The sequence below is a fragment of the Streptococcus sp. HMSC056C01 genome, from assembly GCF_001811305.1.
GTDB lineage: Bacteria > Bacillota > Bacilli > Lactobacillales > Streptococcaceae > Streptococcus.
The window spans coordinates 188,738-196,105 of record NZ_KV804182.1; the positions used below are offsets into that span (position 1 = coordinate 188,738).

A 7,368-nucleotide genomic window follows, 5' to 3' on the forward strand; every position below is an offset into this window, starting at 1 on the left:
CTTCTTATTTTTCCATAAATAGGTGCAAACGACGAATAGCTTCTTTAAGAGTTTCCAAGTCTGTCGCATAGCTGAGACGGACATTCTCTGGTGCTCCAAATCCTGCTCCTGTAATCAGGGCCAGACCAACTTCCTCAAGAATAGCCGTTGTAAAGGCTGTTACGTCGGTATAACCCTTCATTTCCATGGCTTTTTTAACATTTGGGAAGAGGTAGAAAGCACCTTGCGGTTTGACCACTTCAAAGCCAGGGACTTGACACAAGAGTGGATAGATGGTGTTTAAACGTTCCTCGAAAGCCTGACGCATGGTTTCTACAGAGTCTTGTGGACCAGTTAGCGCTTCAATTGTTGCGTATTGAGATACAGCAGTCAGGTTAGAAGTCGTTTGACCTGTTAGTTTGCTCATAGCAGCGATGATTTCTGGATCACCTACTGCATAACCCACCCGCCAACCTGTCATGGCATAAGCTTTAGATACACCATTGATGACGATGGTTTGCTTGCGAATGGCTTCTGACAGACTAGAGATTGGGACAAATTCATTTCCGTTATAGACCAAACGACCATAAATATCATCTGCTAGGATGAGAATGTCATTTTCAACAGCCCAATTTCCGATAGCCAAGAGTTCCTCACGAGAATAGATCATACCGGTAGGATTAGATGGGGAGTTCAGAACCAAGACCTTGGTCTTATCTGTGCGAGCTGCTTCTAATTGCTCCACGGTTACTTTAAAGTGATTGTCTTCCTTAGCTTGGACAAATACTGGAACACCTTCAGCCATTTTCACTTGATCCCCATAGCTAACCCAGTAAGGTGTTGGAATGATAACCTCATCTCCAGGATTAATCACAGCCATAAAGAAAGTATAAAGGGAGAACTTGGCACCGGTAGCAAATGTGACCTCATTAGCCGCTACAGAATAACCATAATAACGTTCAAAATAGGTATTGACCGCTGCTTTTAATTCAGGCAAACCTGAAGCTACCGTATAGAAAGAAGCACGTCCATCTCGAATAGCCTCAACAGCAGCATCTTGAATATTTTCAGGAGTATGAAAATCGGGCTGACCTAAAGTTAAGAAAAGAACATCTTTTCCTTCAGCCTTTAATTTCTTTGCTCTTGCATCACTAGCCAGAGTGACGCTTTCTTCCATTTCTAAGACACGTTTAGATAATTTCATAGCTTCTCCTTTTCGATTAGGGCACCAGTTTCAAAATCCACTAGATAGTAGTCTCCACCAGACTTGATTTCCCAGACGGGTTTATCAGCATACCGTCCAAAGGTAATCGTGTCAATCTCAGTTGCTCCTTTTTCTCTGACAACTGCTTCTGCTTTTTCTTGTGAAGTGCCACTTTCTAGTTGATACACATAGATTTTTTGACTATTTTTCTCAATTAAAACAGCTACTGGCTTTTGATTCTTGTCTTGGCCAAGGACACTATAATAGCTCTCTAAACCATTGAAGAAATCAACCTGACTGACCGTTTCTAGATTCGCATACTGCTTGGTAAGTTTTTCCCCTTCTACCTTCGCTGTCTGATAAGGCTTCATGCTAAGCCACACCAAATAGAGAAAGGAAGAGGTCACAACTAGAGCCAGCAGGGTCATACCAATACCGTACTGAAATAATAAGAAATTTTTTTCTTTTTTCTGTCTCATTTTCACTCGTCTATTTTACCATCTATCCAAGTGAATTACAAGTGAATAAAGGAGGGGGATTTGTCTCGGAACTTCTCTTATGACAGGAATATATGACGCTTGAATCATTGATTTCACAGACTTTTCCTAATCTCTACTCCTAAAAATAATCTTGACTATCATCGATTTTATTTTCTGGGCAAATTTCTTGCAAATAATTTCCTTTTGTTGTAACATTGCTTGCAACAACAGAGAAAGCTCTGATTAAAATATAAAGGAGACTCCCTATGTCTAAAAAAGTATTATTTATCGTTGGTTCACTTCGTGAAGGTTCCTTCAACCACCAAATGGCGCTAGAAGCCGAAAAAGCTCTTGCAGGTAAAGCTGAGGTTAGCTACCTTGACTACTCAGCAATCCCACTTTTTAACCAAGAACTTGAAGTTCCAACTCTTCCAGCTGTAGCAGCAGCTCGTGAAGCTGTTCTGGCTGCTGATGCTATCTGGATTTTCTCTCCAGTCTACAACTTCTCAATTCCTGGAACAGTTAAAAACTTGCTTGACTGGCTTTCACGCGCTCTTGACTTGTCTGATACACGCGGAGCATCTGCTCTTCAAGATAAGATTGTAACAGTATCATCTGTAGCCAATGCAGGTCATGAACAACTCTTTGCAATCTACAAAGACCTCTTGCCATTCATCCGTACACAAGTTGTAGGTGAATTCACTGCAGCTCGTATCAATGATTCTGCTTGGGTAGATGGCAAATTAGTCCTTGAAGACAGTGTTGCTACTTCACTAAAACAACAAGCTGAAGACTTGGTTCAAGCTATTCAATAATTGAATGAAAAAAAGATAGTAGAAAATGTTAGTTTCTACTATCTTTTTCTTAATCAACTAATTCATCAATCATACTATGTTTTAGTGGTAAACTACACATCACTAAAAGGAAAATAAAGGATGATTGAAGCCAAAAGAGAGCCAAATCAAAAATTCCGTGCACAGCTACTACTGTCAAGAAAGAGAGGTAAAGTCCAAGGATAGGACGCTTACTAGGTACTTGACTCATATCAATCAACATTCGTACCGGAGTGGCAGAAGCAATCCCCAAGAGAACGGTACCAACAACTCCATAACTCAAAATCGTATCTATATAAATACTATGAGCATGTTCATGATAAGGTGCTCCAATACGAGGGAAAGAGTGCATGTAGGTTAGCGGTCCTTCACCCCAGAATGGATTTTGCTTAAACAAGGCCATTCCAGCATTCCAGATAGAAACACGCTCTTCCATAGATGAATCTAAGGTTCCCATTCGAACACCTAAATCACTAGAAAATAGAAAGGCTAAACCAACCCCAAAAACTCCTATACTAAGCCAGAAAGCACGCCAGTTCTTAATGGTTGTGAAGAGATAAATAATCGCTCCAAAGATAATGGCTGGAAAAGCTGTACGATTCTGCGTAAAGTTTAAACCGAATAAATTAGCAAAGATGGCAATCATAGAAAAGATTCGTAACCACCTTAACTTAGTTGTGCTAATCAGATAAAAACCAATCATGATACAGAAACAACAGATAATTCCATAGTAATTGGGATTAAAGAAGGCAACTTCCGCTCGATTTTGATGCCAAACCTGCATTCTTGGTGAGAGGAAAGTATAATCAAATTTCTTTACAATTTGGAAATGTTCCAAGGCTGCAAAGACTGCTGCCAAGACACTCGAGGCTAAAACTCCTTCAATCGTCAACCTGAAAAATTTAGGAGTCAATTGAGATTGGTAATAGTAAAAGAAGATTGCAAACAGAAACATTGCAACTGAGGCAACTACTCCCATCACATTTTGTGCTAGAAGAGAAATTGCAGTGCTATAGGCAATAAAAAAGAGCAAAACAGGGTGTTGAGACAAACGTTTCAAGATCCCCTTCATCTCCCCAGTATATACTAACCAAAGTAAGTAAGAGATAAAAATAATAACAAAAAGATAAAAAGGGAGAAAAATACTCAGAATAACTCCTAAAAGAAGTCCTTCTTGTTTCGATAAACTTTTTAACTTTTCAATGACACCTATTGATTTCACAACAGATCCTTTCCTTCTGAATATCACATTCAGATAAATAAGCTATTAAAACATTTTACCATTTTTCAAGCGATTTGAAAACCTCTTTACCTCTATACTCCTAACTAAAACTGGGTAAAATTTTATAGTTAGCTAAGATTACTTGAAAATCGCTATCCCTTTTTTAAAAATATGGTACAATAAATCTAATTATTCCAGAAAGGGTCTAGCATGAAATCCTACCAAGAAGTCTATAAAATACTAATTACTGAGACTGATTATCTAAGCGGAGAAAAAATAGCTGAGAGATTAAATCTATCTCGAACTTCCGTATGGAAAGCTATCCAACGTCTCCAGCAAGAGGGACTGGAGATTGACAGTGTCAAAAACCGTGGGTATAAACTTCTGGACGGAGACCTTATCTTGCCTCAGGAAATCGAAGCGAATAGTCCCATTACTGTCCAGTTTAAACCCTCAACAAAATCTACCCAAACTGATGCTAAAGAGGCTATGGAAGCTGGTGCCAAAGGGGATAAACTCTACCTTTCCACTAGCCAAACCATGGGACGCGGTCGTTTTCAACGTCCCTATTATTCTCCAGATAAGGGGGGGATTTACATGTCCCTTCACCTACAGCCTAATCTCCCTTATCAGAATCTTCCAGCCTATACACTTCTAACAGCTGGAGCTATCTACAAGGCTATCAAAAACCTTAGTTTAATCGACGTGGATATCAAGTGGGTCAATGACATTTATCTGAACCAGAAAAAAATTGCTGGTATTCTAACAGAAGCCATTACCTCTGTCGAAACTGGACTCGTTACAGATGTTATCATTGGGGTCGGGATCAACTTTTCTATCGCTGAATTTCCCAAGAATCTACAAACTAAAGCTGGAAGCTTATTTTCTCAACATACTCCCATTACTCGCAATGAATTGATTGCTGAAATTTGGAAATGTTTCTACGAAACAGAAGCCGATGAACTCCTCTATCTCTATAAAAATCGCTCAATCGTTTTAGGAAAAGAGATTTCCTTCAAGAAGGATCAAGAAATATTCACAGGAAAAGCCTGTGACATCTCTGACCAAGGACAACTGCAGATAGAATTAGCAAAGGGTGAAAAGATTTGGCTCAATAGTGGCGAAGTTTCACTGACTAAATGGTAGTTTTCCTAGATCAAAAAAATCGACCTTCAATAAGAAAGGTCGATTTTTTTAATCTGTTATTTTTTCAAACGTTCAACGTCACGCGCAATGACCAATTCTTCATCCGTTGGAATTACCAGTACACGTACACTTGCTGCATCTGTCGAAATATCTCCGGTTGCACCAAAGACATTTTTCTCTGGATCTACATCGCAACCGAACCAAGAAATCCCTGAAATAACATCTTCACGTACATTAGTAGAATTTTCACCGATACCTGCTGTGAAAATAATAGCATCTGCTCCATTTAGGACTGCAAGGTATTGACCAATATGTTTTTGGATACGGTCAACATACATTTCATAAGCCAAAGTAGCATCATGATCTCCTGCATCCATAGCAGCAATCACGTCACGCATATCACTAGATTTACCAGAAACCCCCATCAATCCTGACTCACGATTGAGGATACGACTGATGTCCTCAGGTTTGTTAAAGTCCTCTGTATATTGCATTAAATAAGGAATGATGGCTGGGTCAATATCCCCTGTACGAGTCCCCATCATTACACCACCAAGTGGAGTGAATCCCATTGAGGTATCAACAGATTTCCCACCCTTAACAGCTGTAATAGAAGCACCATTACCGATGTGACAGGTGATTAACTTCAACTCTTCAAGTGGACGCCCCAAAACCTTGGCTGCTTCTTGAGCGACATACTGATGGCTAGTTCCATGGGCTCCGTACTTACGAACCTTGTTTTCTGTGTAATATTTTGTTGGTAGAGGATAGCGATAAGCTTTCTCTGGCATTGTTGTATGGAAGGAAGTATCAAAAACAACGACACTCGTAATATCTGGCAACAATTCTTTGAAGGCACGAATACCCGCAGCATTCGCAGGATTGTGCAATGGAGCAAGAAGACCTAACTCTTCAACTTTTTCAATTACATCACCTTCCACGACTGTAGACTCTTTGAAGTACTCTCCACCTGCAACGACACGGTGTCCAACACCAGTAATTTCATCATAAGATTTAATAATATCAAAACGAATCAAGTCATCAAGCAAAATCTTAACTGCCAAAGTATGGTTGTCAATGTCAAGGACTTGTTGTTCTGAGCGACCATCGAACTTAACTGTAGAAATAGAATCTTTCAATCCAATTCGCTCAATCAACCCTTTTGCAAGCACTTTTTCTTCTGGCATTTGGTAAAGTTGCCATTTCAAGCTAGAGCTTCCAGCGTTAATTGCAATGGTTTTTGTCATAATGTTTCCCCTTTTTTAAGCGTTTTCAACTATTATATCAAAATTTATACTAGATTTCATGTTCTTGACACCAATTTTGAAAATTTTCCTTAAATTCCAACAAAATTTCAGGATCCCGAAGACTAGTAAGTGGATAAACGAATGGCTCTGTCCCTTCTCCCACCTTCTTTTGCAAAACAAAAATGGTCTTAGACTGGGCTCCTTGAGCGAATAGATCCTCTGGTAAAGCAATAATTGCCACTAGTTGAGCCTGGTCAGTGAGCCATGATTTCAAAAGTTCACTCTGAGGACTCGTCAAAAGATCTGTTGGAGCAAGGAAAATAGCATAGCCTCCCGTCTTCAGATACTTGAGAGATTGCTCCATTAATAGATGATGAGCGTAAGTATGTTCATCTTTTGCTGCCACTTGGTAACGTGAAGCGATCTGATCGTCTGGGTAGTAGCCAATCGGGAGGTCGCTCACAATAATAGCACTTTCTTTTAATACTTGTGGACGTACTGCATCTCCTTGGACAAAGCCCATTTGAAGATCCATAACTTCAGCCATGCTTGCAGCTAGATCAATCAAGAGGTCATCTAGTTCAATCCCAAGGTAATCTACCTTTTTGTTCATGGACGTTAAGAAGCTAGCACCCAGAATTCCCATCCCAGAACCCAACTCTAATAAACTTAGATTTTCAGCAGGCCACAGTTGCTCCATCAGAAAAATCATCAAGTGACCAATGGCGTCTGGTGTAAACTGGTGATTTGCTTGTAGAGGTTCTGTTTGCGCTGCCTTCATTAACAAGAATTGGTAGGTTCGTAACCACTCTTCTTTTCGAAGAGCCAATCGTTTTAATGCTTGATTATTTTTCTTGACATCTTCCAGATTTGTCTGACCATCCAGATAGATCCCATTTTGCTCAATCAAGGCATCGTAAAAATTTGTCGTCAAATCATTTTGGATGATTTGGACATTTTCTAGTAAATAGGTATATGCTTGTTCAATTTTTTCAAAATCCATACCCTTATCTTACCAAAAATAATGTCCTTTTTCCAGATTTTCATAATTGTGAAAATGAAAAAAAGAAAATCTACCTCCTCAGTAGACTTTCTCTGTTTAACATTTATTTCCAAGCGCCACTGGCATCTACATAATAGCCATCTGGCGTGCGTGTATTGCTAAGCATATTACCAGATGAAGCCAGATAGTACCACTTACCATTATCTTTAATCCAGCCTGTTGCCATTGAACCTGAGTCTTTTAGATAATACCAAG

The 7,368-nt window shown here is 39.5% G+C and carries 7 protein-coding genes and 1 pseudogene; 2 read left to right on the forward strand and 6 right to left on the reverse strand.

Annotated elements, in window-relative coordinates:
• Positions 1-4 precede the first annotated feature (4 nt).
• Both HMPREF2795_RS01965 and HMPREF2795_RS01970 read right to left on the reverse strand, forming a co-directional pair.
• On the reverse strand, positions 5-1,183 hold the full coding sequence (locus HMPREF2795_RS01965) for a pyridoxal phosphate-dependent aminotransferase (RefSeq protein WP_075228093.1): 1,179 nt from the start codon (positions 1,181-1,183) through the stop codon (positions 5-7).
• A complete protein-coding gene (locus HMPREF2795_RS01970) occupies positions 1,180-1,668 on the reverse strand; it encodes a cell wall elongation regulator TseB-like domain-containing protein (RefSeq protein ID WP_049510266.1) in 489 nt (162 codons plus the stop codon). Before HMPREF2795_RS01970 ends, HMPREF2795_RS01965 begins: the two co-directional genes overlap by 4 nt.
• Positions 1,669-1,928: 260 nt before the next feature.
• On the opposite strand from HMPREF2795_RS01970, the gene HMPREF2795_RS01975 reads away from it, so the two are divergent.
• Positions 1,929-2,477 carry an NAD(P)H-dependent oxidoreductase gene (locus HMPREF2795_RS01975; protein WP_075228094.1) on the forward strand — a complete coding sequence of 183 codons (549 nt, stop codon included), beginning with the start codon at positions 1,929-1,931 and terminating at the stop codon, positions 2,475-2,477.
• A gap of 49 nt (positions 2,478-2,526) precedes the next feature.
• Here the strand turns inward: HMPREF2795_RS01975 and HMPREF2795_RS01980 are convergent, their stop codons facing one another.
• Positions 2,527-3,717, reverse strand: coding sequence for an O-antigen ligase family protein (locus HMPREF2795_RS01980; RefSeq protein ID WP_000835674.1), 1,191 nt, complete (start codon positions 3,715-3,717; stop codon positions 2,527-2,529).
• Between the two features lie 210 nt (positions 3,718-3,927).
• Between HMPREF2795_RS01980 and birA the strand changes: the two genes are divergently transcribed.
• Entirely contained in the window at positions 3,928-4,863 is a 936-nt protein-coding gene (gene birA, locus HMPREF2795_RS01985) for a bifunctional biotin--[acetyl-CoA-carboxylase] ligase/biotin operon repressor BirA (protein WP_000844524.1), read from the forward strand.
• Positions 4,864-4,919: 56 nt separating this feature from the next.
• Here birA and HMPREF2795_RS01990 read toward each other — a convergent pair whose 3' ends face one another.
• The 3 genes and pseudogenes from HMPREF2795_RS01990 to HMPREF2795_RS02000 all read right to left on the reverse strand — a co-directional run.
• A complete protein-coding gene (locus HMPREF2795_RS01990) occupies positions 4,920-6,110 on the reverse strand; it encodes an acetate kinase (protein WP_000167796.1) in 1,191 nt (396 codons plus the stop codon).
• A 49-nt stretch (positions 6,111-6,159) separates the two neighbouring features.
• Positions 6,160-7,113: a class I SAM-dependent methyltransferase gene (locus HMPREF2795_RS01995; RefSeq protein ID WP_000345090.1), complete on the reverse strand. Its 954-nt coding sequence runs from the start codon at positions 7,111-7,113 to the stop codon at positions 6,160-6,162.
• A gap of 103 nt (positions 7,114-7,216) precedes the next feature.
• A pseudogene (locus HMPREF2795_RS02000) lies at positions 7,217-7,368 on the reverse strand (N-acetylmuramoyl-L-alanine amidase family protein); the annotation flags it as partial.

Bases quoted from the DNA above. Each gene is read 5' to 3' on its own strand.
- HMPREF2795_RS01965 (WP_075228093.1), bottom strand. From the start codon at position 1,183: ATGAAATTATCTAAACGTGTCTTAGAAATGGAAGAAAGCGTCACTCTG.
- HMPREF2795_RS01975 (WP_075228094.1), top strand. From the start codon at position 1,929: ATGTCTAAAAAAGTATTATTTATCGTTGGTTCACTTCGTGAAGGTTCC.
- birA (WP_000844524.1), top strand. From the start codon at position 3,928: ATGAAATCCTACCAAGAAGTCTATAAAATACTAATTACTGAGACTGAT.
- HMPREF2795_RS01990 (WP_000167796.1), bottom strand. From the start codon at position 6,110: ATGACAAAAACCATTGCAATTAACGCTGGAAGCTCTAGCTTGAAATGG.
- HMPREF2795_RS01995 (WP_000345090.1), bottom strand. From the start codon at position 7,113: ATGGATTTTGAAAAAATTGAACAAGCATATACCTATTTACTAGAAAAT.